Genomic DNA, 23,605 nt, shown 5'->3' with positions numbered 1-23,605 from the left:
CCTGAAAACGTGATCCACCACGTGCAGGTCAGCTGTCCCCCGGCCGCCGAGCCGCGTGTGCGCGAGTTCTACACCGGCGTCCTCGGCTGGAGCGAGCTGCCGAAGCCGCCGCTGCTCGCCGCCCGGGGCGGGTGCTGGTTCCGGGTCCCTGGCGAGGGCGGCCCGGACGGCGAGCTGCACGTCGGCGTCGAGGAGGACTTCCGTCCGGCGCGCAAGGCACATCCGGCGTTCGTCACCGGCGTCGACGCGCTCGCCCAGGCACTGGCGCGGGCCGGGTATCCGGTGCGCTGGGCCGATCCCGCGGAGATCCCCGGCCGCCGCCGCTTCCACACCGAGGATTCGGTCGGCAACCGGCTGGAGTTCCTGGACCGCTGAAGGGGACTGGACAACGATCCATCCTGGCAGGCCCCCGGCGCGGCATTCGCGATTTCTGGCGCCTGGGCACCATTCCCCGTCAGTCCGGAATTTCGTGACGATCTTGTGATAGCGAACAAGTCGCAGATGCGCGATGATGGGCGGCTGCGCGATATCCGCAGGCACCGGCCGGCTCCCGTCATGGACACCGGCCGGCACTTTCACTGAGGGAACGAGGACGGCTCGAATGCAACCTATCCCGGCTCCGCCGGCGCGCCCCCGAAGACGCATTGTCAAATGGCTACTGGCCGGCGCCGCATGCTTGGTACTTATTATCATTCTCGCGGCGATCTTCGGCAATCCGCCGCACAAGCAGGCCCAGCCTCTTGCTTCGTCGCCGGCACCGGAGGAAACGACAAGCACCGCTCCGGCATTGGCCGAGGCCAGTTATACCGTCGACAAGCTATTGGACGGCGCGACCGTTGAACTCACCGCCGCGGACGGAACCCGGCGGACAGCCCACGTACTGGGCCTCACGGTCGCAACGGGAAACAACTGCTATGCCACGGAGACGTCGGCCTGGTCGACACAACAACTCGCAGGTGCGACCGTCCGGATAGCCGACGACACGACCGACGGCGTCACCCTGCTGCTGGCCAACGGCACCGACTACGCGGCCACGGCACTGCGAGCCGGCTACGCGAAGTACGTCACGCAAGCGGGCGTCTCGTCGCTCCAGGATGCGGAAACAGTGGCACGGCAGGCAAAAGCCGGGCTCTGGGGAGCGCCCTGCAACGGGGTGATCGACGTTCCCGCGCCGCAGGCACCGGCCCCGGCACCCGTCACGACGAAGAAGACGACCAAACAGCCGGTGACCACGCCCAAGAGTACCGCGGCCCAGGAGCCGGTAACCGAAGACAACACCTCGGTCTACTACGCGAACTGCACGGCGGCGAAAGCCGCAGGGGCCGCGCCGTTGCACATCGGAGAACCCGGATACCGCAAAGCCTTGGACCGCGACGGCGACGGGGTCGCCTGCGAATAACGAGCGAGCCGAAGCTGGTTGCCGGTTTCCGCGGGCAACCAGCTTATCCGGCGAACTCGGCGATGGGCGGGACGTTTTCCTCCAGATCGTTCAGCAATGCCTGCACCGGCGCCCAGCACAACATCACACTGTCCCGGTCGAAACGCGGCCTTTCCGCCAGTTCTTTTCGCGGGTGCACGAAGTTGCGAAAATCGCGGACAGTGTGGACGAAACGCGTCGCATCAAGCTGGATCCAATCTTTCGCGTGTGCGATGTCGATAAGCTCCTGCAAAGTCACTCGCTCGGGCTTCTTGGGAGGTCTTCCGGCGGGACCCCGCGTATCCGGGAAGCCTTTTGTCCGCAACTCATCGTCACGTTCCAGCAGTAGTTGCAAGAGCAGCCCTTCGACGATGCTGCCTATTCCGATCACCGCCATGGTGTAAGCGCCCCCGCTCTCGCAAATGCGGGTTTCCTCGAGCCGGCCCATGAGCATGTCGATCGTGACGCGATCGAGCAGGAGACGCTCCAGCCGCGCCCGGAAGTCGGCGGGCTCCGAGAAGGCCGGTTGCCGCCCGTCCGGCTGGAGCTTGCCCAGCACCGGCCGGCCGGACACGTAGAGCACGACGATGCCTTCCGGAGCCAGTTTCTCGTTGACGAGAGCACGGAATCCCTCGGCCGTCACCATGCCGTCGTCGTATTCGATCGGGTCACACACACGGCACAGGAATCTCTCGATCTCCGCACGGTTTTCCCTGCGCTCGGTAAGCTGCTCCGCCAGCCATGGCACTCGCGGCGAGCCGTCGTACTCAGGTGGGTTCGCCCAGCCCGCGCTGGCGAGCAACCGGGCCAGCTCGTAGCCCTTCCGTTCATAGGGACTGCCGATGTCGACGACAGCCTCGGCGAGCCGTTCCACCGTTCGCGGATCCAGCGGGATCACAGTTCCTCCCCGTTGTCGGCCAGCTGTTGCGCGCGCCCGACGGCTCGCCCGAGCCGCTCGACGATGAGCGAACCTCGCCGACGGAACCCGAGCTCGGTCATCGCCTCCTGCAGGCGTTCGTCCTTGTCGAGCAACAGTCCATCGGTCATCAGCCAGCGGCACACCTGAACGAGTTGCCGCTCGCTGTAGTCCTGAATGCGTAAGCCACTGGGCACGTTCGGGCGTGGTTCGCGGCGTATCACCGGCGGAGCCGGCGCAGCCCGGGGCAACGGGTCGGCCGCGCGCATTTCGGCCGGCCCCGCCACGTCGGCGTCCGCCATCGCCTTTTCCCATGCCGCCACGATCCGGTCCGTCTCCCCCGCCGGATCGGCGAACCAGGCCGAGGACCACAACCGGTGGAAACGCCACCCCAGCGTTTCCAGGTGCGTCTGCCGGAGACGATCGCGATCGCGGGCACTGAGCGAACTGTGATACCGCATGCCATCGGCCTCGACCGCGAGCACCATCCGGCCCGGATCATCGCGGTGCGCAAGCGCGAAGTCGATGCGGTAGCCGGAGAAACCCCATTGCGGGTAGACCGGGACACCCCGTTCCCCGAGTGCGTGGGCGATCGCGCGCTCGAACCCGTTGAGCTCCTGGGTTTCCTGCCTGCCGATCGTGTCCAGCGAACCTTGTCTCTCGGCGAAGTCCAGGTACCGCCGCAGCAGCTCGGTTCCCGTGACGCGCTCGGACGGCGCGAGATCCATCGCCGTGAACGACGACACCACCGTCATCCGTCGTTTGGCCCGCGTCACGGCGACGTTCAGGCGCCGCTCGCCACCCTGCTGGTTCAGCGGGCCGAACGACCGCAAGTCGATCTTTCCGGCGAGGTTACGCGCGATACCGACACTGAGGATGATGGCATCCCGCTCGTCCCCTTGGACGTTTTCCAGGTTCTTGACGAAGAAGCGGCGGCCGAGCTCCGCCTCCGACGAGAAGAAATCGTCGAGCTCCGGATGCGCCTTGCGGGCTTCGCGCAGTGCCCGCTCGATCCGGGCCTGATGTTTCATGCTCGACGTGATCACACCGAGACTTTCCTCGGGGCGCTGCATCGCGTGCCGCAACACCAGGTCGACCACGCGCTCGACCTCCGCCGGCGACGATCCATGCTGGCCGGGTGACGCCTCACCGTGCACCGACTCCAACGTGACAGGGCTTTCCTTGCGGGCGCCGGGAAAGGTGACCAGCCCGTCCCGGTAGATCTCCCGGTTGGAAAACGAGATCAGCCGCTCATCGGAGCTGCGGTAGTGCCAGCTCAGCATCTGCGTGTTCGGCATTACCGGCCGTAGCGCCGTCAGAATCGACTCGAAATCGGACAGTTCGGCCGCGAATTCCTCGTCTTCGTCCTCATCGGCCAGCGCGCGATCGAAAAAGGTCGACGGCGGCAGCTGCTTCTCGTCACCGGCCACCACGAGCCGGTCGCCACGCATGATCGACGTGATCGCGTCATGAGGCCTGATCTGGCTGGCCTCGTCGAAGATCACGAGGTCGAACAACCGTTGCGCGGGCAGCATCCGGCTGACGATCAGCGGCGACATCGCCCAGCACGGCCTGAGCGCCATCAGCACATCCGAGGCCTGCTCCACGAGTTTCCGCGTCGGCATGTGCCTGCTCTTCAGGCTTGCCTGCTTCTTCAGCACCTGGGCCTGGTCGGGATGCCGGTCCTTGGCTTCCTTGACCTGCCGGGCGACCGCCCGCCGCACCCGTGCCGCCGAGGTCTCGCGATGCTCGATGTCCGCAGCCCGGAAATCCTGGGCGGCGCGTGTCTGGCGCTCCGTCACGAACTGGCCGAGTTCGGGCACCGTCAGCTTCAGCTCATCCTCGATCGAGGAGAGCCAGAGGTGTTCGAAAGCCGGCCAGACGGCATCCGGGCCAAGTCGCTTGTCCGCCATCTCCTGCACGACGTGGCCTAGCCCGAGACTGTGGAAGCGGTCGCGTAGTTCCGTGAGCCTGGGCATCCGGAAAAGCGTCTGCTTGTCACCGCGAAGTTCACCGAGCCGCCGCTCCACGTCCGGGCCGGATCCGTTCTCCAGATCAGGACGACGGGCCGAAAGCGCGACGGCAGCCAGCTGCCGGCGGAGTTCCGCGTAGTCCGCCATCACCTCTTTCAGCCCGGTGACGTGGGCGGGCTGTGTCTGATGACCGCCCAGTTCGTACCATCGCTGCCGTTGCCCGGCGATGCCGATGAGCCGCACATGCAGTTCGGCCTTTTTCTTCAAGCCCTGCCTCGACATCGCGCGTACTTGTTTGACGAGCGCCCGCCGCTGTTTCCAGGGCAACTGCCGCGGATGACGGGCACGAGTCGCACGGTCGGCTGTCGCATGGCAGAAGGGGTCCAGATGGGTACCGAAGATGTCCGGCCCGAAATCCCGCACGCTGAGCGAAACCTGGTCCAGCAACGACAGCACGTCCTGCCAGCCCGCGATGTCCCGTGGCTGGTTCAGCCCGGTCTGGCGCAGGAGGGCCCCCATCCCGGCCTGCCCGCGCTTGAGGGTCCCCTCGGCCAGCTCGTCCAGCTCGTAGAGGACGCGCCGCGCGTCGTTCGTCGTCCTGACCTCGGCGTTGCACCACGGGGTTTCCCGGCGCAGCAGCCGGCCCCCGCCGAGTTCGAAGAATTCGCGCAGTTCCTGTTCGAGCTCGATCACCACCTGCCGATCGAGTGCCGCGAGCTGCGCGCCGCGAAAAGCCCCGGAGATCGCGCCATTCGCCGGCAGATCGAGCAGCCGGTCACGGATCTGGTAAGCGCTCACACCCCACGGCTCGCGGATGTCGTGGAGCGCGGCCGCGTGCCTCAAGAGGTATTGCCGGGCGCCGCTCAACCGAGCGTGCAGCCGGTCCACCTCGACCGGCGGTTGCTTCGATACGGCGTCGAGGCTGTTCGCGAGTTGTCTGGCCACGTCACGTTTGCTGATCTTCTGCTGGTGCAGGTCGAGCACCAGGCCCTCGAGCCGGACATCCGCAAGCCGGTTGACCACCGCCTCGATCGCGGCGCGTTTCTCCGCGACGAAGAGGACTTTCCTACCGGTGGCCGCGGCCCCGGCGATGATGTTGGCGATCGTCTGGCTTTTCCCGGTGCCCGGCGGACCTTCGATGAACAGGTGCCGGCCGGCCAGGGCCGTCATGATCGCCCGGTGCTGTGAGGAATCCGCGTCCTGCACCAGGAACTCGTCGGCCGGCCGCACCTGGTCCACCGGCTGTGGCTGGAAAGCGCCTTGATCCCCGCCGAGTTCCCCGGCGGCCGGGGTGTAGCCCGCGATCGCCGCGATGAGATCGTGCCCGGCGAGCAATTCGGTGGCGCTTGCCAGATCCTCGACCATCGGGAGCTTGACGTAGTTGAAGGCGCCGAGCATGGCGCTGTTCTCGAGTTTCAGCCCGACATTCTGCGCAGCGGCGATCCGTGCGAGTTCTCCGAATACGGCCTCTGCCTGGGCCGCGTGGCCTTCGACGGTTCCCAGCACGTGCTCGACATGCGCGGTGAATTCGTCCCGCACCACCGCGACGCCGTAATACTGATCGAGCACGTAGAGCAGAACGGGGTTGACCTCGACGTCCTCCCCTGTCTCCACGGAAAAGTCGCTCTCGGCGGCGGTGCGCGGTCTGACTGTCATCGGGCGGAGCAGCAGCGGGGCACGCAGCGTCGGCACCGGCCTGGAACCCTTGTGCTGCTGCGCGTCCGTCAGCACGAAACCCAGTGCCAGCCGCCCCACTTCGACACCCTGCTCCTCGTCGAACAACTGGATGCGCCTGGCCAGGCTCTGGGCGCTGGTGCACGCTGCCTGATGCCGCACCGCGTCGGGGAAGAGCGTCCGCAGGGTGGCCTTGCCGCCACCGGCCACTGTCGCCAGCGGTTCCGGTTCGGCGCCGGTGAGGTCGAGGCTGCCCGTTTTGGTGTTCTTGAAAACGAGCATCGTATTGCTCGGACTGACGTCGATCAGCAGGTTTCGCCACCGGTCGGCCTGCGCGGCGACCACCCGGAGCCGCTGCGGATCGAGATGCGCGGTCATACCGCTGTTCCCCTCGCAGAACGTGTTCGTCGGACCTGATCCTCAGGGCCCGCCGTTCTGCGACGAGCTCTCCAGGATGGCAGAAGACCCTGCCCGGCGGAAGAGAATGGAGACAACCACCCATCGACCACCCCGGAAGACGAAATCGCTACGGCGAGTGAATTCGTATCTACACAACGGACCGAACCACCCGTTTGGCCGAGCTACGCTTCCACCCGGCAATGCGAAACGATCCACGACGCGAAGCTCACCGCCGCCCCGCGCCGCGGTGGCGGTCTCACGATCACGGTTCTGTCCGGCTAGCCCATTCGAAGCGGAAGCCGTCCGCCGTGCGGTGGATGCGGCCGGCCACGAACTCCGGGGCGGGCGGGCGGAAATGCGCGGGCAGCACGAGCACGTCCTCGTCGGCGCAGCGCTCGAACACGGCTTTGCGGCTGGCGGCGGCTTCGGCCGGGTCCGCGTCGCCGGCCTGGGACAGGGACGGCACCGGGAACTGGATCGGGTGGTGCACGAGGTCGCCGGTGAGCAGCGCGGCGCGCGGGCCGGCCGTCACCTCCACGGTGAGATGCCCGGCGGTGTGCCCGGGCCGTGGGACGAGGGCGACCCGGTGCGCCGGGCCGCTGTCCAGCGCGTGCGGCACGTCGACCAGTTCCACCTGCCCGGAGCGCACGACCGGCTCGACGCTGTCGGCATACATCCGCGCGATGTCCGCGAGTACCGGGTCCGCCGGTGCCGATCCGGCGAGCGCGCGTAGCTGCTCGAACTCGTTGCGGGAGAACACATAGCGCGCGGACGGGAACGTCGGCACCCACTCGCCGCCGGCGAGCCGGGTGTTCCAGCCGCAATGGTCGGGGTGCAGGTGCGTGGAAACCACCACGTCGATGTCACCGGGCGCGACCCCGAGCCGCTCCAGGTAGTCGGTGTCGAACTCGTGGTGCGCCGGCAGCGCGGGGCGCTGTTTGCCGTTGCCGTTGCCGGAATCCACCAGGATCGTGGTGTCCGGGGTGCGCACGAGGTAGGTGTGGATGCTCAGCAGCAGCTCGCCGGTCGCCGGATCGACCTCATGCTGGCCGAGGCCCGCGGCGGCGACGTCGGCCTCGGTGATCCCCGGGAACAGCTCGGCGCGCGGGAAAGGCCAGCGGTCGAGCTCGGTGATCCGGTCGATCGTGACCTCGCCGATCGTGATCGTCACGACTGTGCCTCCTCGCTGCCCGAACCGAGGGGGTGCCCGGTCTCCCCCTATCTTGCCCGAGGGCTTGACACGCGCGGGCAGAGCAGCGAAGCCCCACCCGCGCAGTCCGGCTAACGGCGCCGCAGGAACGGCCGGCGGGGCGCGACCGGGAGCCTGCCCGCGGTGATGTCCGCCAACAGCGTGCCCACGGTTTCCCCGGCGCAGGCCCGGTTCGCGCCGATCCCGCCCGAGGGGCCGCGCTTGATCCAGCCGGCCACGTACGCGCCGGGCACGGCGTCCACCCGCCCGGCGGTGTGCGGGATGGTGCCGGTTTCCTCGTCGAACGGCAGGCCCGGCACCGGCGCACCCCGGTAGCCGACGGCGCGGATCACCTGCCCGGCCACGATCTCCGTCTCCCCGCCGGCATCGGTGACACGCGTGCCGCGCACCTGCCGGTCGCCGAGGATTTCCGTTGGCGTGGAATGGAAACGCAGCACGATCCGGCGCTGCCCGTGCTCGGGCGGCGCCGACCAGTCGACCGTCTCGCGGGCGACGTCGCGGAGTAAAGCCGCCTTGCCCCCGGTGGCCGAATCGATCGTCCCGGCGATGCGCGGGTCGTGTGTGTCGACGACCAGCCGCGCGCCGCCTTCCTGGGTGAGCGCAAGCAATTCCGGCGACGTGTACGCCGCGTACTCCGGGCCGCGGCGCGCGAGCAGCACGACTTCGCGCACCTTGCCGGTGCGCAGCCGTGCGAGCGCTTCCGGCGAGATCGACGTGACCGCAAGGGATTCCGGGTCGGCGGTCAGGATGCGGGCCACGTCGAGCGCCACGTTCCCGGTGCCGATCAGCACCACGCGCTCGGCCGAAAGGTCCACCGAATCCGCCACCACGTCGGGATGCCCGTTGTACCAGGCGACGACCTGGGTCGCGGCCAGGCTGCCGGGCAGGTCCTCGCCGGGGATGCCCAGTTTCCGCGCCGAGGAGGCGCCGACCGCGTAGATCACCGCGTCATGCCGCTCGGCCAGCTCCGCGACCGTGACGTCCCGGCCGGCCTGCACGCCGAGCTTCATCCGCAGCCGCGGATGGTCGTGCAGCCGCGCGAACGTCTCGCCGATCTTCTTCGTCGACGGGTGGTCCGGCGCGACGCCGTAGCGCACCAGCCCGCCCGCCACCGGCAGGCGGTCGATGAGCGTGACCCGCGCGCTGGTGTGCAGCAGCAGATCCTCTACCGCGTACATCCCGGCCGGGCCGGTGCCGACCACGGCGACGTCCGGCGCCGGGAAGTCGCCCGGAATGGCGCGGGTGAACGAGGGCGGGCCCCAGGCGTGGAAGTTCGGGGCCGGGTCGGCGTTCGCCACCGGTTCGCGGCCGCGGTAGTAGTCGGCGTTGATGCCCGCATACGCCCGCAACGGCTCGGTCAGGCTGTCCACCGGGAAGATCGCGTCGACCGGGCACGCGTCGGCGCACGCGCCGCAGTCGATGCAGGCGGCCGGGTCGACGTAGAGCATGTCGGTGCTGCCGAAGTCCGGCTCGTCCGGCGTCGGGTGAATGCAGTTGACCGGGCAGACGGCGACGCACGAGGCGTCGTTGCAGCAGGTCTGGGTGATCGCGAACGCCATGGTGTCAGATCAGGTTCGCGCGCTGGTAGAACCAGGTCGACGCCTTGGTGAGCAGGCCGGCGGAGTCGAGGAACTCCATCAGGCCCGCGCAGCTGGACCGCAGCATCGCCTTGTGGTGCTCGTTGTTCTTCGCTTCCCGCAGGGCGCGCTTTTCGTCCAGCCCCGCGTTCACGTAGACCTTGCGGTTCACCATGCTCGACACGATGAAGTACGACGCGACCGACACGACGAAGGCGTTGTACTGGCGGCGCAGCCGGCCCGCGCCCTGGAGCCGATCCTTGGTCTCCTCGCGGGCGAACTTCATATGCCGCGATTCCTCGACCACGTGGATGTTGTTGATGGTGCGCACGAAAGGCACCACCCGCTCGTCACGCATCCAGTCGCGCTGCATCACGTCGAGCACTTCTTCGGCGACCAGGATCGCCGCGTACGCGGCCTCTCCCCTGGCTGTCGCCTTGAAGAAGCGGCCGAGCTCCACCGCGAGGCGCCGTGGCCGGTAGGCGGGCGCGCCGAGCTTCGCCGAACCGCGCGCGAACATGATCGAGTGGCGGCATTCGTCGGCGATTTCGGTCAGCGCCCACTGGAAAGCCGGGTCCGTCGGGTCCTTGGCGTAGAAGTCCCGGAGCACCATCTGCTGCAGGATCATCTCGAACCAGATCCCGGTGCTGGCGACCGACGCCGCCTCCTGGCGGGTCAGCTCGCGCTGCTGCTCCGGGCTCATCTCGGCCCAGTAGGAGGTGCCGTAAAGGGTGCTCCACTCCGGGCTCGCGCCGTGATAGTCCTTGTCGAGCGGGGTTTCCCAGTCCACCTCGCGCACCGGATCGTACGACAGCGCCTCCGAAGAGTCGAGCAGCCGCCGCGCCATCTCGTGCCTGCCGGCGTCCGCCGGGTGGTGCGTGTCGACGCTGGTCATCGCGCCCTCCTGACGACGGGATAGTGTTACCTCGATTTACTGTTACCTAAGGTAACATGAACTTGGGAGGCGCGAAACCGGGACATCCGGCGGCGCACCGGATCCGCGCAGGCCGGCCCCCGCGTCCTAAGGTTGCCCGAATGGATCTCTCCACCGTCGCCGTGCCCCACACGCTCGCCCGTCTGAAGTCAGTGCTGCCCGCTCCCCCGGCGCGTGTCCTCGAAGCCGGCTGCGGTCGCGGCGCGCTGGCCGCCGCCCTGAACGGCCTGGGCTACCGGGTCACGGGCGTGGATCGCAGCGCGGAGGCGGCCACCGCGGCCCGCGAGCGCGGTGTACGCGTCATCGAGGCCGACGTCCACGACGTTTCCGGCGAGTACGACGTCGTGCTGTTCACCCGGTCCCTGCACCATGCCGAGGACCTGGACGACATCCTGGCGCACGCGGGCACCCTGCTCGCCCCTGGCGGGCAGGTGATCATCGAGGAGTTCGCGTGGGAGCGGGTGGACGAAGCGGCCGCCGCGTTCCTCTACGACAATCGCGCACTGCTCACCGCCGCCGGCCTGCTCGACGCCGGAAGCCCCACCGAACACTTACTCGACGCGTGGGTCGCCGGCCACGAATCGCTCCACCAGGGCGCCGCGATGCTCGCCGCGCTGGGCCGCGCGGGCTCCGGTCTGACCACAGTGGACACTGCGATGCTGTGGCGCCTCGTCGACGGGCGCGGCGGCGTCTGGACCGAACCGGCCACCCGGGCCCCGGACGCCCTCGACGCCATCCGCCAGGCCGAAGAACGCCGCATCGCTGCCGGCGCGCTGCCGCCGGTCGGGCTCCTCGCGTCGATCCACCGGTGACGCGTGAGTCCGGCGGCAGCCACGACGGTTCGGACAGTGGTCGTCAGTCCAGCTCGATGCCGAACAGCGCGGCCGAGTTGCCGTACGCGATCTTGCGCCGGTCGAGTTCGCTGATCGGCGCGCGCTCGATCCAGTCGGCGGGGCCGGCGTTGTCCGAGTACGGGTAGTCCACGGAGAACAGGATGTGATCGGCGCCCACGGTCAGCACCGCGTTGATCAGCGCGTGGTCGGAGAAGTTCCCGCTCGTGGTGATCCAGATGTTGTCCGCGAAGTACTCCGGCAGCGTCTTGCCCAGCCGTTTGCCGAACGAGTTGTCCTCGAACATGTGCTGCGTGCGCCAGAGCAACGCCGGTAGCCCCTCCCCCAGGTGCCCGAGGATCAGCTTCGTGGCCGGGAACCGGTCGAAGTGACCGCTGAACAGCAGCCGGACGGTGTGCGCGGCGGTCTCCGTGCCGAAGCCCCACGTCGCACCCTTCATTTCCGGATGCCCGGCGTACAGCCCGAGCCCGCCGGGCAGCGCCGGCCGCGGGTGCAGATAGAGCGGCACGTCCAGCTCACACACCGTTTCCCAGAACGGGTAGTAGCGCGGCTCGTCGAGGTAGCTGCCGTGCTCGCTGTCGCCCACGTTGGTGTAGCCGTTGACGAGCACGCCCTTGAACCCGAGTCCGGTGATCGCGCGGCGCAGTTCGGCCGCGGCGTTTTCCGGTTCCTGCAAGGCGACCGCGGCGAACCCCGAGTACCGGTGCGGGTGTGCCGCCACCTGCCCGGCGAGAAAGTCGTTCTGCCGCCGGGCTTCCGCCGTCGCCTCCGCCGGATCCACGATGCTCTGCACACCGGGCGCCGTCAGCGACAGGATCGTGTGCCGGATCCCGGCCGCGTCCATCCCGCCGAGGCGGACCTCGCCGAACTCGCGGAGCTTTTCCTGCACCGGCCGGTAGAACCCGGGCGTCACCCCGCCCTTGTCCGAAACGTCCGCGAGAGCCGCCTCGTCGGAGAGCAGCCTGGCCACCTTGTCCGGGTGTTCGTAGGCCTCTTCGAGCGCGATCTTCGGCAGCCGGGCGGCAGTCACGGGTCTGTTCTCCTTCGCAAATGGGAACGTCCGGGCGCAGGTTACCGATCTCCGGCGCGAAGACCGGCGCCGGCCCGACGCCGGTCACATTGCGTTACTCGAACACTTGTTCTACCGTACGGGATGTGCCGGCCGGCCGGGGGAAGCGGCTCGGCCGGCACACCAGCACGCGGCATCCGGGAGGGCTCATGGCTTACAAGATCACGCACCGCTCGCGCGAGCAGGAAGTCCGCTTTCCCAACGAATCCGCCGCCCGCCGCTACGCCGAAGAGGTCGGTGGCGGCGTCCGGCGCTGGCACATCACCGTGGCCGGGGCCGGCCCGGCGCCCACGCCGCGCAAGGCCCGGTAGCACCAGGCCGGAACACGCACGGTGATCATCTGATGGCCCTGAACAGTCCGTACACCCGCTGGACGGGAGACACGCTGCACGGCCGCAGCCCGGTGCTGACCGCGGTGTGGGTCCGCCTGGACGCGATCTACATCCGCATCCCCGGCTCCCCCGCGCACACGGTCGTCACCGGGCTCGACCTGACCGGCGAGGTCCCGGGCCGTCTGCACGGCTGGTTTCCCACGGTCAAGGGCGACTGGCTGGGAGTCGTCGACTACGAGATCCCCTACGCCGACCGCCGCCGCGAACCGCTCTGGCTCGCCGACCAGCTCCTCCCCGTCTACGCCCTGCGCCCCAAGGGAGAACCCGCAGAGCACGGCGAAGCCCAACCGTGAGGCGTCAATGAGCGCGGAGCAGGCCAGGGAACGACAATCACCGCCAGGACGTTTCCGACATGGAGGGTGACAAGCCGATGAAACGCGTGATCATCTCTGTGGCGGGCACGGTCCTGCTGCTCGTCGGGGTGGCACTGCTGGTGCTGCCCGGGCCCGGCCTGCTGCTCGTGCTCGCCGGGCTGATCACGCTCGCCTCGGAGTTCCCGGCGCTCGAACGCTACGTGGGGCCGGTGCGCACCCGCGCGATGAAGGCCGCCGAGGACAGTGTGGCTTCCCCGGTGCGCATCGCGGGCTCGGTCACCGCGGGGCTGCTGCTCGTCGCGGCCGGGGTGGTGTGGGGCACGGTCCGGTGGCTGCCCTGGAGCGGCTGGAGCGCCGGGACGAGCCTGATCCTCTCCGGATTCATCCTCTGGGGGCTGCTGATCTGGAGCTACCGGCGCGTCCAGGCGCAACGCGCGGCACGGGCGTAGGCGCGCACCGTGATCAACTGTCCATTGAGGACAGATGATCTCCACCTCCCACCGGTCTGGCATCTGATGGTGGTGCCGGGCTCGTAATCCGGGCACCGCGGCGGGGCCGGTCGTGGTTACTCCTCGGCACACCGGGGTACCTGCTGCCGAAGACCGAAACCCGGGAAGGAGTCATCCGGATGAAGATCGGGTACAAGCTGGCCGCGGAGGCGTTCGGGCCCGGCGAGCTGATCCGGCAGGCCGTGCGCGCCGAGGAAGCGGGCTTCGACTTCGTCGAGATGAGCGACCATTTCCATCCCTGGCTGGACAACCAGGGACATTCCCCCTTCGCCTGGACGGTTTTCGGGGCCATCGCGGCGAAGACCGGGCGCATCGGGCTGGCCACCGGCGTCACCTGCCCCACCGTCCGCTACCACCCGGCGATCATCGCCCAGGCGGCCGCCACCCTCGCGCTGGTCTCGGGCGACCGGTTCACCCTCGGCATCGGCGCCGGTGAGCGGCTCAACGAACACGTCGTCGGGCCCGGCTTCCCGGAGACGGTGCCGGGCCGGCACGAGCGGCTGCGGGAGGCGCTGGAGATCATCCGCCTGCTGTGGCAGGGCGGCTACCGGTCCTATCAGGGCAAGCATCTGCAACTGGCCGACGCGCGCGTGTTCGACCTGCCCGGCCGGCTGCCGCGGATCATCGTGGCCGCGGGCGGCGGGCAGTCCGCGCGGCTGGCGGCGGAGCTGGGCGACGGGCTGTTCGGCACCGAACCCAAGCCGCAGCTCGTTCAGCGCTACCAGGAAGCCGGTGGCGCCGGACCGAAGTACGCCGAGGTGCCCGTCGCGTGGGCGCCCGACGAGACCACCGGCGCCCAGGCCGCGCTGGCGACCAGCCGCTGGGCGCTGACCGGCTGGAAGGTGATGAGCGAACTGCCCAACCCGGTCAACTTCGACGCCGCCACCACCACGGTGCGCGAGGAGGACATCCGCGAGAAGTTCGCCTGCGGCACCGATCCCGAAACCTTCACCACGGCCGCGCAGTCCTTTGTGGACGCCGGATTCGACCACCTGGTGATGCAGAACGCCGGGCCGGACCCGGACGGGTTCCTCGAGTTCTACCAGCGCGAACTCGGCAAGCGGCTCCGGCAGCTGACCCCGGCCGGCTGACCGGGGCAATCCCTCAGCCCCAGGCCCGGACGTCTTTCAGGTCGGCGCCCAGCCGACCGGCGCTCCGTCGCCGACGGTGGAGTGGATCGACAGCCCCCTGCCGGGCCCCTTGCCGGGAAACGCCGACCGCCCGATCCGCAGCGAGCACGGGTGGCCGTCGTCCCACCACTGCTCGTGCTGCTGGACGCACCGGACGGCGCCGAAGAACCTGGTCCGGCACGTCGCCGGCGGCCGTTGCCGGGATTGTTCCCGTGCGACGGTGCGTCCCAGCGGATCACCGACGCGCCCGCGTCCCCCGGATTCCACGCCCACCGGCTCGCCGGCGTGCCCGCGGTGTCCACCAGCCGCCCCGCGGACCGCTGATACGGCAACGCGCGTGCGCCGGGAGGTCAGTCGTTCGCCGCGGCCGTGCTGCGCTTGGGCAGGCGCCAGCCGGGCCGGACGAAGTGACAGGTGTAGCCGTTGGGGTACTTCTGCAGGTAGTCCTGGTGCTCGGGCTCGGCCTCCCAGAACGGCCCCGCCGGGGCCAGCTCGGTGACCACCTTGCCCGGCCACAGTCCGGAGGCGTCGACGTCGGCGATCGTGTCGACCGCGATTTCGTGCTGCCGCTCGTCGATGTAGAAGATCGCCGACCGGTAGCTCAGCCCGATGTCGTTTCCCTGCCGGTTGCGCGTGGTCGGGTCGTGGATCTGGAAGAAGAACTCCAGCAGCTCGCGGTAGGAGGTCTTCGCCGGGTCGAACACGATCTCCAGCGCCTCGGCGTGCGTGCCGTGGTTGCGGTAAGTGGCGTTCGGCACGTCGCCACCGGTGTAGCCGACCCGGGTCGACACCACGCCCGGTTGCTTGCGCACCAGCTCCTGCACGCCCCAGAAACAGCCGCCGGCCAGGATCGCCTTCTCCACCTCGCGGGTCATGTCATCCACCCTTCACCGTGAACTCGTCCGGGCGGCAAAGCGCCGCCGACGGGTACAACAACGACCGGGCCGGTTTTGGTCCGCGGGCCGTTCTTACCGTCCGCTTACCCGGCGCTGGCCCGCTCCACACGGTCGTTCCCGTAGCAAGGAGGGTATGGCAACCGGTACCTCCCCGCACCAGGCACCGACGGATGCGGTGCGCTGCTCGGACACGGAACGCGAACAGACAGCCACGAGACTGCAGGACGCGGCGGCGGAGGGGAGGTTCTCCCTGGAGGAAGTCGAGGAACGGCTCGCCCGGACCTACGCGGCGCGCTACCGCGGAGAACTCGACGCCCTCACCGCCGACCTGCCCCCTGCCGCCGTGCGGACAGGCTGGGCCGCCGTGCTCGGTCTCGCGCGCGAGCAGGTCCGCGCCGATCTGGCCGGCCTGCTCGGGCGTGGCGAGGCGGGGCTGAGCCCACGCCGGCGGGCCGCCGTCCTGGTGGCGGTGCTGATCGTGGTCGTGCTGGTGGTATCGATGGTGATGCTGGCACTGCACGGCGTCACCGACGGCGAGCCGCACCGGTTCGACCACGGCTGAGCACTCAGCCGGACAATCCGTCGCTTGCCTTCGCCGGCTCCACGACCACCTTGCCCAGCACCTGCCGGGCGTCGAGCCGCGCGACGGCCTCGCCGGCCTCGGCCAGCGGGAAGGTCGCCGCGATCGGCGGGTCCACCTGTCCCGATTCCAGGTACGGCAACAGCCTGTCCCAGAGCGTGCGGCTGTAGCCCGGCCGCGGCCCCGCGTACGCACCCCAGCCGACACCGCGCACGTCGATGTTGTTCAGCAGCAAGCGGTTCACCTTGACCGTGGGGATCTCGCCCGCGGTGAACCCGATCACGAGCAGCCTGCCGAACGGCCCGAGCGAGCGCAGCGAGTCGGTGAACCGGTCGCCGCCGACCGGGTCGACGACCACGTCCACCCCGCCCCCGCCGGTCAGCGCCCGCACCTCGTCCTTGAACCCGGCGGTCAGCACCGCCTCGTCGGAGCCGGCGGACTTCACGAATTCGGCCTTCTCCGGCGTGGACACCACGGAGATCACCCTGGCGCCCATCGCCTTCGCCAGCTGGATGGTCGCGGTGCCGATCCCGCCGGCCGCGCCGTGCACCAGCACCGTCTCGCCGCGCTGCAGCTGTCCCCGGACCACCAGGGCGAACACCATCGTCAGGTAGTTCATCGGCAGGCAGGCGCCCGCCGCGAAACCCACGGCGTCCGGCAGCGGGAACACGTTGTGCGCGGGCACGGCGGCCAGCTCGGCGAACGCCCCGATGGTCGAACTCGCGGCGACCCGGTCCCCCGGCGAGAACCCCGAGCCCTCCGGCGCCTCCCGGACGACGCCGGCCAGCTCACCGCCGAGCACGAACGGCAGCTCCGGCTTGTACTGGTACTTGTCCTGGGTGAGCAGCAGATCGGGGAAGTTCACCCCGGCCGCGTGCACCTCGATCAGCACCTCCCCCGGCCCGGCGACCGGCTCCGGCACCGCGGCGACCTCCAGCGCCCGCGGTCCGTCGGTGCGGGTCACCCGTGCTGCGCGCATTCGTCTTTCCCCTCGTCCCGGTTCGGGTGGACGCCCTTGACGGTAACCGAGACCAGTCCGTGGGAACGATTGCCGCCGGGACACCGCATCCGGAAACTGAGCCACGTTCTTCCCGTTCGAGGCAAGGAGTCCTTTGTGGCCGGTGTGATTCGCCCGCGGTTCGGGGTCTGGGCGCCCGTCTACGGTTCCTGGGGTCCCTTCGACCACCCCGACGACCCGGTGGACGCGAGCTGGGAACGCAACAAGCGGCTCGTCGTCGAGGCCGACCGGCTCGGGTTCGACTCGACGCTGATCGCCCAGCACATCGTGAACCCCTTCGGCGACGAGCTCGACCAGCTCGAAACCTGGACCTCGGCCGCCGCGCTCGCGGCACTCACCGAGAACATCGAGATCATCGCCGCCATCAAGCCCTATCTCGTGCATCCCGTGGTGCTGGCGAAGCAGGCGCTGCAGATCGAGGCCATCAGCGGTGGCCGGTTCGGGCTGAACCTCGTCAACGCGTGGTTCAAACCGGAACTGCAGCGCGCCGGGATCCCCTTCGCCGAACACGACGAGCGCTACGCCTACGGCCGCGAATGGATCACCGTCGTGCGCGGGCTGCTCAGCGGCGAGCGGGTTTCCTTCCAGGGCAAGTACTTCCACGTCGAGGACTACCAGCTGCGCCCCATCGACCAGACGCGCACCCGCCCGGCCATCTACGTCGGCGGCGAGTCGGACCCGGCCCGCGCCCTGGTCTCCGACACCGCCGACGTCTGGTTCATCAACGGTCAGCCGCGGCACGAGGTCGAACGCCTCATCGCCGACGTGGCGGCGCGCCCGCGCGAAGGCGAGCCGGTCCACTTCGGACTGTCCGCGTTCGTCGTCGCACGCGAGACGGACGCCGAGGCCGAGGCGGAACTGGCGGCACTGTGGGAACTGGCCGAAGCCGGCAAGGCCCGCTGGGAAGCGCTGGTGGCCGACGCGGACCCGAAGGCCGTGATGTTCCAGACTTTCGCCAAGTATCCGCACATCGGCACGAACGGCGGCACGGCGGCCGGGCTCGTCGGCAGCTACGACACCGTGGCGGCCCGCATCCGCGAATGGGCCGGGCTCGGGATCGAGACGTTCATGCTGCAGTTCCAGCCGTTCGAGGCCGAGATGCGCCGCTTCGCCGAGCACGTCGTCCCGCGCGTCCGGGAAGCGGCGGCCAAGGTCGGCTGACGGTCGTCGCCGACCCGGCGGCTGCTGCCGGCCCGCGGTCAGTCTTCCCAGGCCAGCAGCAGCCGCCGCAGGTCGTCGTTCAGCCTGCGTCGCGTCGGCGCGGGCAGGAGGCCGAGCAGACGTGTCTCGGTCTCGGTCTTCGTGCCGAACACCTCGAACGCGCGGCGCACGCCCTCGTCGGTGAGGCTGACCAGGATCTGCCGCCGGTCACCGGGGTCGATGTCCCGCCGCACCAGGCCCTTGCGTTCCAGCCCGGCGACGCGCTTGGTGACGCCCCCGGACGTCAGCCGCATGGTCGCCAGCAGTGCCCCCGCGGACAGCCGGTACGGCTCGCCCGCGCGTTTGAGCGCGCCCAGCAGCTCCATCTCCCACAGCTCGATCCCGAACGCGCCGAGCTCGCGCCGCAGCTCGGTTTCCAGGTGATGCGTCACGCGCCGCAGCCGCATGAAGAGCTCTTTGCTGGCGCGCTCGTCCTCGGTGACGCCGGTGATCTGCGACATGACGCCGTCGACGTGGTCCCGCGCGGGTTGCATGGAAGGGTATCCTAGCACCGGTCATTATCTTACCGGTCTCGAATCTACTGTGGAGTGTCAAGTGGCCGAGCACGGCTCCGTCGCGCCCGAACCGGATCCCCGGCGCTGGCGGGCGTTGTGGGTCTGCCTCATCGCGGGGTTCATGACCCTGCTCGACGTGAGCATAGTCAACGTCGCGCTGCCGTCGATGGAGCACGGGATCGGCGCCACCCCCGCCGACGTGTCCTGGGTGGTCTCCGGCTACGCGCTGACGTTCGGCCTCGCGCTGGTCCCGGCGGGCCGGCTCGGCGACGACTACGGGCGCCGCAAGATGTTCCTGCTGGGCCTGGCCTTGTTCGTGGTGACCAGCGCGCTGTGCGGCGCGGCGCCGAACGCGACCTGGCTCGTGGTCGCGCGGCTGTGCCAGGGCATCGCGGGCGGGCTGCTCAACCCGCAGGTCATCGGCATGCTCCAGCAGCTGTTCTCGGGCCGCGAGCGCGGCAAGGCGTTCGGCGCGTTCGGCGCCACGGTCGGGCTGTCCACCGCGGTCGGGCCGCTGCTCGGCGGGCTGCTGATCCAGGGGTTCGGCATCGGCGAGGGCTGGCGCTACGTCTTCTACGTGAACCTGCCGATCGGCATCCTCGCGATCCTGTTCGCCCTGCGGCTGCTGCCCAGGGACGTGCGCAGCGGCCGCAAGCGCACCCCCGACCTGCTGGGCACGGTGCTGCTCGGCGTCGCCGTGGTGCTCGTGATGCTGCCGCTGGTGGAACAGGAACAGCAGACGACGCGGCCGCGCTGGTGGCTGATGGGTGTCGCGGCCGCGCTGCTGGTGCTGTTCGTGCTGTGGGAACGCCGGCTCGGCAACCGCGGGAAGCATCCGCTGGTGAACCTGCGGCTGCTGACCGTCCGCAGCTATGCGATGGGCTCGGCGCTCGGTTTCGTCTACTTCGCCGGTTTCACCGGGATTTTCCTGGTGTCGACACTGTTCTTCCAGCAGGGCCTGGGCTATTCGGCGCTGGAGGCGGGCGCGTCCACGCTCGCGTTCGCGATCGGCTCGGCGATCTCACCGGCGATCGGCGGCCGGCTCGTGCACCGGTTCGGGCGGCCGATGGTGGTGCTCGGGAACCTGCTCGTCGCGCTCGGGCTCGCCACGACGGCGTGGATCGTGTGGGACTACTCCGGGGCGAACACCGCGCTCGTGCTCGCGGGCCCGTTGTTCGTCGCGGGTTTCGGCAGCGGGCTGGTGATCGCGCCGAACTCGACGCTCGCGCTGGAGGAGGTGCCCCCGGCCGAGGGCGGTACCGCGGCCGGGGTGCTGCAGACGGGGCAACGGGTCGGCTCCGCGGTCGGGACCGCGCTGGGCGGCTCGCTGTTCTTCGGCCAGCTGACCCGTTCGCACGGGGACTACCACGGGTCGGCGGCGCTCGGGCTGATCGGTTCGACCGCGCTGGTCACGGTCGCGTTGTTGTTCGGTATCGCCGATATCGTGTTCTCGCGAAAGAAGAAGCGCGCCGTGCCGGCCGAGCGCGCGGACGTGGACTCGGTGTCCGGCACGGTGCGGGGCCTGGCGCCGGGTGAAGAAGCCACGGTGACGCTCACGTCGCTGGAAACGCACCGGGTGCATCGCACGGTCGCCGGGGCGGACGGCGCTTTCGCCCTGAACGCTCCGGTCGGCAGTTATGTGTTGCTGGCCAAGGGATCCGGCCGCGAGCCGGTCGCACGGCACGTGACGGTGGGCGCCGGGCCAGTGCGCGCGGACGTCGAACTGCCCGGTTCGGCGCGGCTGGCCGGGACAGTGCACGCGGAGCCGGGTCCGGTGGCGGGAGCGCGGGTCGCGGTACTGGACACCGCGGGCCGGCTGCAGCGCGTCGTCGTCACCGATGACGCCGGTCGGTACGCCGTCGAGGACCTGTTCCCCGGCGAGTACACCGTTGTCGTGTCGGGCTACGAACCGGCGGCGAGCCCGGTGCGCCTGAGCCAGGGCGGGCCCGTGCGCTTCGACCCGCTGCTGCGTCTCGCCCCGGAGTGAGCGCGTAGCCGGTGCCCCGGCCCGCGCGGGCCGGTGCGAGAATCCTCGCTCCGAGCATGGAAGATCGACACGGCGAGGCCGGCTGAGGGGACCATGTGGGATCTGCTGCACGCGTGGCGTGAGTGGCTCGCGGGCCACGACACCAGCCAGCTCCGGGTGTTCGGGATCGCGGTGCTGTGGTGGGGGCGGTTCGGGAAGACGCTGGAGTTCCTCGGCGGGCTCACGGTGGTCATCGACCTGCTGGGGCGCGCGAGGATGGAGACCTTCCACGCCAACCTGCGCACCAGGCGCGCGCGGCTCTCCTCGTTGATGCGGGGCTGGGGCGGTCCCCGCCGGAAGTCCCCGCCGCGCCCGAGGCCTGTCCGTCCCCCCGGGCTGGTCGCGTTCCACCGCGTAGCCGCCGTCGCGCTGGCGGTGTTCCTGATGTTCCGCTACTTCGAAGGGGGCGGCGGCTCGATCGCGGTGACCGTGATCGTGCTGCTGTCCTTGGCCTTCAGTGCTTTTCTCGGCGGGATCGCGCTCGGCGAGGTCTGCTACCTGATCAGCCTGGAGCTACTCAAGGGCCTTGTCGGCGCCACGCTCCGCCTGCCCGGCGCGCATCCGGGCTTGGCGAGAACCCAGGCAGCGCTGCGAAACAGCCGCGCCCGGCTGCGCGCGCGATGGCACGGCGCCCGCACCCCGGGCGAAGAACCCCCGCCACCGCGGCCCAAGGGCGACCCGCCGGGGCTGCGGGCGTTCATCATCGCGGGCACCGTCCTGATGGGCCTGTTCCTGTTCGTGACCGCGCACTACGAATACGCGCGGCCGGACAACGACCCGATGCCCCTGCCCATCCTGCTCGCGATGATCGTGATCCTGTCCCCCACCATCGGCGGCTTCGTCCTCGGCGGCGGCGGATATCTGCTGGGCCTGCTGCTGCTCGAAGGCTTCGTGGTGACCACGCTCGGGCAGCTGAAAACCCGGGCGGGCCTGGAGTCCCGGCTGAAATGGATCGGCCTGATCATCTTCGCCGCGGGGTTTTCGCTGGACCTGCTTTCCTCGTGAGCGCTCAGGAACGCGGGGGGCAGCACGCGGAACTCGTTGCCTTCGGGGTCCCCCAGGACGATCCACCGGTCACCGGCCGGAAGACGTGGGCGCGAGGTCGAGGTGGAGCCGGTTCTTGCCCGCTTTGGCTTCCGGCACGGGCTGGAACAGCAGCGACGCCCTGCCGGGCGCCTTGAGTTCCACGTATTCGACGCCGTGGCTGTCCCGCCACCGCCCGATTTCCGGATAGTCCACTGCGGACTGCCAGAACCGCGCCAGGACTCCCGGCGGCTCAGCCCGGGGTCGTTTCGCCGCCGAGCGCGGCGATCACTTCACCGCTGTAGTAGCCGGAAAGCCGGTTCGACGCGAGGAAGACGTAGGACGGCGCGAGGTCGTCGGGATGCGCGGCCTCCTTGAAGGGCACCTGCAGGCCGAACTTCTCCACCTTCTCCGGCGGGAACGTCGACGGGATCAACGGGGTCCACACCGGCCCCGGCGCGACGCAGTTCACCCGGATCCGGCGTTCGGCCAGTGCCTGCGCCATCGCGTAGGTCCACGCGTGCACGGCGCCCTTGGTGGCCGAGTAGTCGATGAGGGATTTGTTGCCCCGCAAGCCGTTCACCGAACCGGTGTTGATGATCACGTCCCCGTCGGCGAGGTGCTCCAGCGCCGCGCCGGTGACCCGGAAGTAGCTGTGGATGTTCACGTCGAAGGTGTGCAGCCACTGCTTTTCGGTCAGTTCCTCCGGCGCGTCGACCGGCCATTGGGTGGCCACGTTGTTCACCAGGATGTTCAGCCCGCCCAGCCGGCGCACGGTTTCCGCGACGACCTCCCGGCATTGGGCGGCCTCGGCGAGGTCACCGGGCAGCAGCACACACTGGCGCCCTTCGGCGCGCACCAGTTCCGCGGTGCGCTGGGCGTCCTCGTGCTCGCTCAGGTAGGCGATCGCGACGTCGGCGCCCTCCTTGGCGAAGGCGATGGCCACCGCCCGGCCGATCCCGGAATCGCCACCGGTGATCAGGGCCCGCCGCCCGGCGAGCAGGTCACGGCCGGCATAGTCGGCCATGGTGTCGCGCGGCTGCGGATCCATGTCCTTCGTCGTGCCCGGCGGCTCCTGCTGCTGCGGTGGACGTGCGCGGTCGGTCATGGGTGCGCCCTCCTCTCGGCTCCGGCACCGGGCTACCCACCGTGAGCGCGGAAAAACCAGCGTCCTGAACCGGGTCCGACCTTGACGGAACAGAGTCCTCCCCGGCAGGCGGAGTCCCGTGACCAACTGGCGGCCGGGTCCGCGGTCTCCGGCGGTATCGCGTCGACAGTCGCCATTTCCGCTCGGAATTCCTCCGTGAACGCACCGGCGGGCCGCGGAACCTCTCCTCACGGGAGCCGCGGGCGAGCCATCCCAACCCGTGAAGTCCGCGTGCGCGAAACCGGCGGCGAGTCCATCATCGGAACCGGCCTGCCGGCACCGAGCAGCACGGACGGAGATCGCGGAATGCCGAAGCCCCTGACCGAAGCGCAGCGACAGGAATTCCTCGCGGACAAGCACGTCGCCGTGCTGTCGGTCGCCGCGGAGGACGGACGCCCGCCCGCCGCCGTCCCGATCTGGTACGACTACACCGTGGGCGGCGAGATCCGGATCAGCACCGGCGCCGGGAGCCGCAAGGCGAGGCTCATCGAGAAGGCCGGTGTCGTGTCCCTGACCGTGCAGCGGGAAGAGCCGCCGTACCGGTACGTGATCGTCGAAGGCACGGTCGTCGACGCCACCACCCCCTCCCCCGCGGCCGCACGCGAGGCGCTCGCCATCCGGTACCTCGGGCCGGAGGAGGGGCGCGCGTTCGCCGGACAGTCCGACGGCAGTGGCTCCGTGCTGCTCACGATCCGCCCCGACCGGTGGATCGGGCACGACTTCTCCGAATAGCGCCGAGTCCGGGAACGGCGCGGCGGTCCCTCGGGCCGACGAGTGACCGGAACGGACCGCGACGGCAGCGTTGTGACTGTCAACAGCCGCATTCGGTCCGGGT

General features: G+C 69.7%; 24 protein-coding genes. 13 read left to right on the top strand and 11 right to left on the bottom strand.

Features of this window, described 5'->3' with window-relative positions:
• Positions 1–9 precede the first annotated feature (9 nt).
• Both VHD82_RS18890 and VHD82_RS18885 read left to right on the top strand, forming a co-directional pair.
• A complete protein-coding gene (locus tag VHD82_RS18890; RefSeq protein ID WP_325705163.1) occupies positions 10–375 on the top strand; it encodes a glyoxalase in 366 nt (121 codons plus the stop codon).
• A gap of 226 nt (positions 376–601) precedes the next feature.
• On the top strand, positions 602–1,399 hold the full coding sequence (locus tag VHD82_RS18885) for a thermonuclease family protein (protein ID WP_325705160.1): 798 nt from the start codon (positions 602–604) through the stop codon (positions 1,397–1,399).
• A gap of 43 nt (positions 1,400–1,442) precedes the next feature.
• Here the strand turns inward: VHD82_RS18885 and VHD82_RS18880 are convergent, their stop codons facing one another.
• From VHD82_RS18880 to VHD82_RS18860, 5 genes are all read right to left on the bottom strand, one after another.
• Entirely contained in the window at positions 1,443–2,315 is an 873-nt protein-coding gene (locus VHD82_RS18880; protein WP_325705157.1) for a hypothetical protein, read from the bottom strand.
• Positions 2,312–6,358 carry an AAA domain-containing protein gene (locus VHD82_RS18875; RefSeq protein ID WP_325705154.1) on the bottom strand — a complete coding sequence of 1,349 codons (4,047 nt, stop codon included), beginning with the start codon at positions 6,356–6,358 and terminating at the stop codon, positions 2,312–2,314. Before VHD82_RS18875 ends, VHD82_RS18880 begins: the two co-directional genes overlap by 4 nt.
• Before the next feature lie 283 nt (positions 6,359–6,641).
• Positions 6,642–7,550, bottom strand: coding sequence for an MBL fold metallo-hydrolase (locus tag VHD82_RS18870; RefSeq protein WP_325705151.1), 909 nt, complete (start codon positions 7,548–7,550; stop codon positions 6,642–6,644).
• Positions 7,551–7,660: 110 nt separating this feature from the next.
• Positions 7,661–9,148 carry an FAD-dependent oxidoreductase gene (locus VHD82_RS18865; RefSeq protein ID WP_325705148.1) on the bottom strand — a complete coding sequence of 496 codons (1,488 nt, stop codon included), beginning with the start codon at positions 9,146–9,148 and terminating at the stop codon, positions 7,661–7,663.
• Positions 9,149–9,152: 4 nt separating this feature from the next.
• The gene (locus tag VHD82_RS18860) at positions 9,153–10,061 is read right to left on the bottom strand and encodes a diiron oxygenase (protein WP_325705145.1); all 909 of its coding nucleotides are present in this window, start codon (positions 10,059–10,061) and stop codon (positions 9,153–9,155) included.
• 140 nt (positions 10,062–10,201) lie between these two features.
• Here VHD82_RS18860 and VHD82_RS18855 point away from each other — a divergent pair, with 140 nt between their 5' ends.
• Entirely contained in the window at positions 10,202–10,912 is a 711-nt protein-coding gene (locus VHD82_RS18855) for a class I SAM-dependent methyltransferase (RefSeq protein ID WP_325705142.1), read from the top strand.
• A 43-nt stretch (positions 10,913–10,955) separates the two neighbouring features.
• Here the strand turns inward: VHD82_RS18855 and VHD82_RS18850 are convergent, their stop codons facing one another.
• Positions 10,956–11,981 carry an amidohydrolase family protein gene (locus VHD82_RS18850; RefSeq protein WP_325705139.1) on the bottom strand — a complete coding sequence of 342 codons (1,026 nt, stop codon included), beginning with the start codon at positions 11,979–11,981 and terminating at the stop codon, positions 10,956–10,958.
• A gap of 188 nt (positions 11,982–12,169) precedes the next feature.
• On the opposite strand from VHD82_RS18850, the gene VHD82_RS18845 reads away from it, so the two are divergent.
• From VHD82_RS18845 to VHD82_RS18825, 5 genes are all read left to right on the top strand, one after another.
• The gene (locus VHD82_RS18845) at positions 12,170–12,331 is read left to right on the top strand and encodes a hypothetical protein (protein ID WP_325705136.1); all 162 of its coding nucleotides are present in this window, start codon (positions 12,170–12,172) and stop codon (positions 12,329–12,331) included.
• A 32-nt stretch (positions 12,332–12,363) separates the two neighbouring features.
• Complete coding sequence (locus tag VHD82_RS18840) at positions 12,364–12,705, top strand: hypothetical protein (RefSeq protein WP_325705133.1); 342 nt, start codon at positions 12,364–12,366, stop codon at positions 12,703–12,705.
• A gap of 59 nt (positions 12,706–12,764) precedes the next feature.
• Positions 12,765–13,175, top strand: a complete 411-nt coding sequence (locus VHD82_RS18835) for a PGPGW domain-containing protein (RefSeq protein WP_325705130.1) — start codon at positions 12,765–12,767, stop codon at positions 13,173–13,175.
• Between the two features lie 179 nt (positions 13,176–13,354).
• On the top strand, positions 13,355–14,326 hold the full coding sequence (locus VHD82_RS18830; RefSeq protein WP_325705127.1) for a TIGR03557 family F420-dependent LLM class oxidoreductase: 972 nt from the start codon (positions 13,355–13,357) through the stop codon (positions 14,324–14,326).
• Between the two features lie 150 nt (positions 14,327–14,476).
• The gene (locus VHD82_RS18825; RefSeq protein WP_325705125.1) at positions 14,477–14,689 is read left to right on the top strand and encodes a hypothetical protein; all 213 of its coding nucleotides are present in this window, start codon (positions 14,477–14,479) and stop codon (positions 14,687–14,689) included.
• A 26-nt stretch (positions 14,690–14,715) separates the two neighbouring features.
• On the opposite strand, the gene msrA is transcribed toward VHD82_RS18825, so the two are convergent.
• Positions 14,716–15,240 (bottom strand): peptide-methionine (S)-S-oxide reductase MsrA, encoded by a 525-nt coding sequence (gene msrA, locus VHD82_RS18820; RefSeq protein ID WP_325705122.1) that lies wholly within the window; start codon positions 15,238–15,240, stop codon positions 14,716–14,718.
• 154 nt (positions 15,241–15,394) lie between these two features.
• On the opposite strand from msrA, the gene VHD82_RS18815 reads away from it, so the two are divergent.
• The gene (locus VHD82_RS18815; protein ID WP_325705120.1) at positions 15,395–15,823 is read left to right on the top strand and encodes a DUF1707 domain-containing protein; all 429 of its coding nucleotides are present in this window, start codon (positions 15,395–15,397) and stop codon (positions 15,821–15,823) included.
• Positions 15,824–15,827: 4 nt separating this feature from the next.
• Here VHD82_RS18815 and VHD82_RS18810 read toward each other — a convergent pair whose 3' ends face one another.
• A complete protein-coding gene (locus tag VHD82_RS18810; protein ID WP_325705118.1) occupies positions 15,828–16,820 on the bottom strand; it encodes an NADPH:quinone oxidoreductase family protein in 993 nt (330 codons plus the stop codon).
• Positions 16,821–16,955: 135 nt separating this feature from the next.
• Here VHD82_RS18810 and VHD82_RS18805 point away from each other — a divergent pair, with 135 nt between their 5' ends.
• Entirely contained in the window at positions 16,956–18,020 is a 1,065-nt protein-coding gene (locus VHD82_RS18805; protein WP_325705116.1) for an LLM class flavin-dependent oxidoreductase, read from the top strand.
• A 38-nt stretch (positions 18,021–18,058) separates the two neighbouring features.
• Here VHD82_RS18805 and VHD82_RS18800 read toward each other — a convergent pair whose 3' ends face one another.
• Positions 18,059–18,553: a MarR family winged helix-turn-helix transcriptional regulator gene (locus tag VHD82_RS18800; protein WP_325705114.1), complete on the bottom strand. Its 495-nt coding sequence runs from the start codon at positions 18,551–18,553 to the stop codon at positions 18,059–18,061.
• 61 nt (positions 18,554–18,614) lie between these two features.
• Here VHD82_RS18800 and VHD82_RS18795 point away from each other — a divergent pair, with 61 nt between their 5' ends.
• Entirely contained in the window at positions 18,615–20,561 is a 1,947-nt protein-coding gene (locus tag VHD82_RS18795; RefSeq protein ID WP_325705112.1) for an MFS transporter, read from the top strand.
• Positions 20,562–20,654: 93 nt separating this feature from the next.
• On the top strand, positions 20,655–21,605 hold the full coding sequence (locus VHD82_RS18790) for a hypothetical protein (RefSeq protein WP_325705109.1): 951 nt from the start codon (positions 20,655–20,657) through the stop codon (positions 21,603–21,605).
• A 69-nt stretch (positions 21,606–21,674) separates the two neighbouring features.
• On the opposite strand, the gene VHD82_RS18785 is transcribed toward VHD82_RS18790, so the two are convergent.
• Entirely contained in the window at positions 21,675–21,839 is a 165-nt protein-coding gene (locus tag VHD82_RS18785; RefSeq protein WP_325705106.1) for a VOC family protein, read from the bottom strand.
• Positions 21,840–21,876: 37 nt separating this feature from the next.
• Positions 21,877–22,731, bottom strand: a complete 855-nt coding sequence (locus VHD82_RS18780) for an SDR family oxidoreductase (RefSeq protein WP_325705103.1) — start codon at positions 22,729–22,731, stop codon at positions 21,877–21,879.
• Between the two features lie 345 nt (positions 22,732–23,076).
• Between VHD82_RS18780 and VHD82_RS18775 the strand changes: the two genes are divergently transcribed.
• Positions 23,077–23,502, top strand: coding sequence for a pyridoxamine 5'-phosphate oxidase family protein (locus tag VHD82_RS18775; protein ID WP_325705100.1), 426 nt, complete (start codon positions 23,077–23,079; stop codon positions 23,500–23,502).
• Positions 23,503–23,605 lie beyond the last annotated feature (103 nt).

It is taken from the genome of Amycolatopsis sp. (assembly GCF_035546795.1).
GTDB lineage: Bacteria > Actinomycetota > Actinomycetes > Mycobacteriales > Pseudonocardiaceae > Amycolatopsis_E.
The sequence above is the reverse complement of the archived record's forward strand: the minus strand, read 5'-3'. Positions and strand labels throughout refer to the sequence as shown.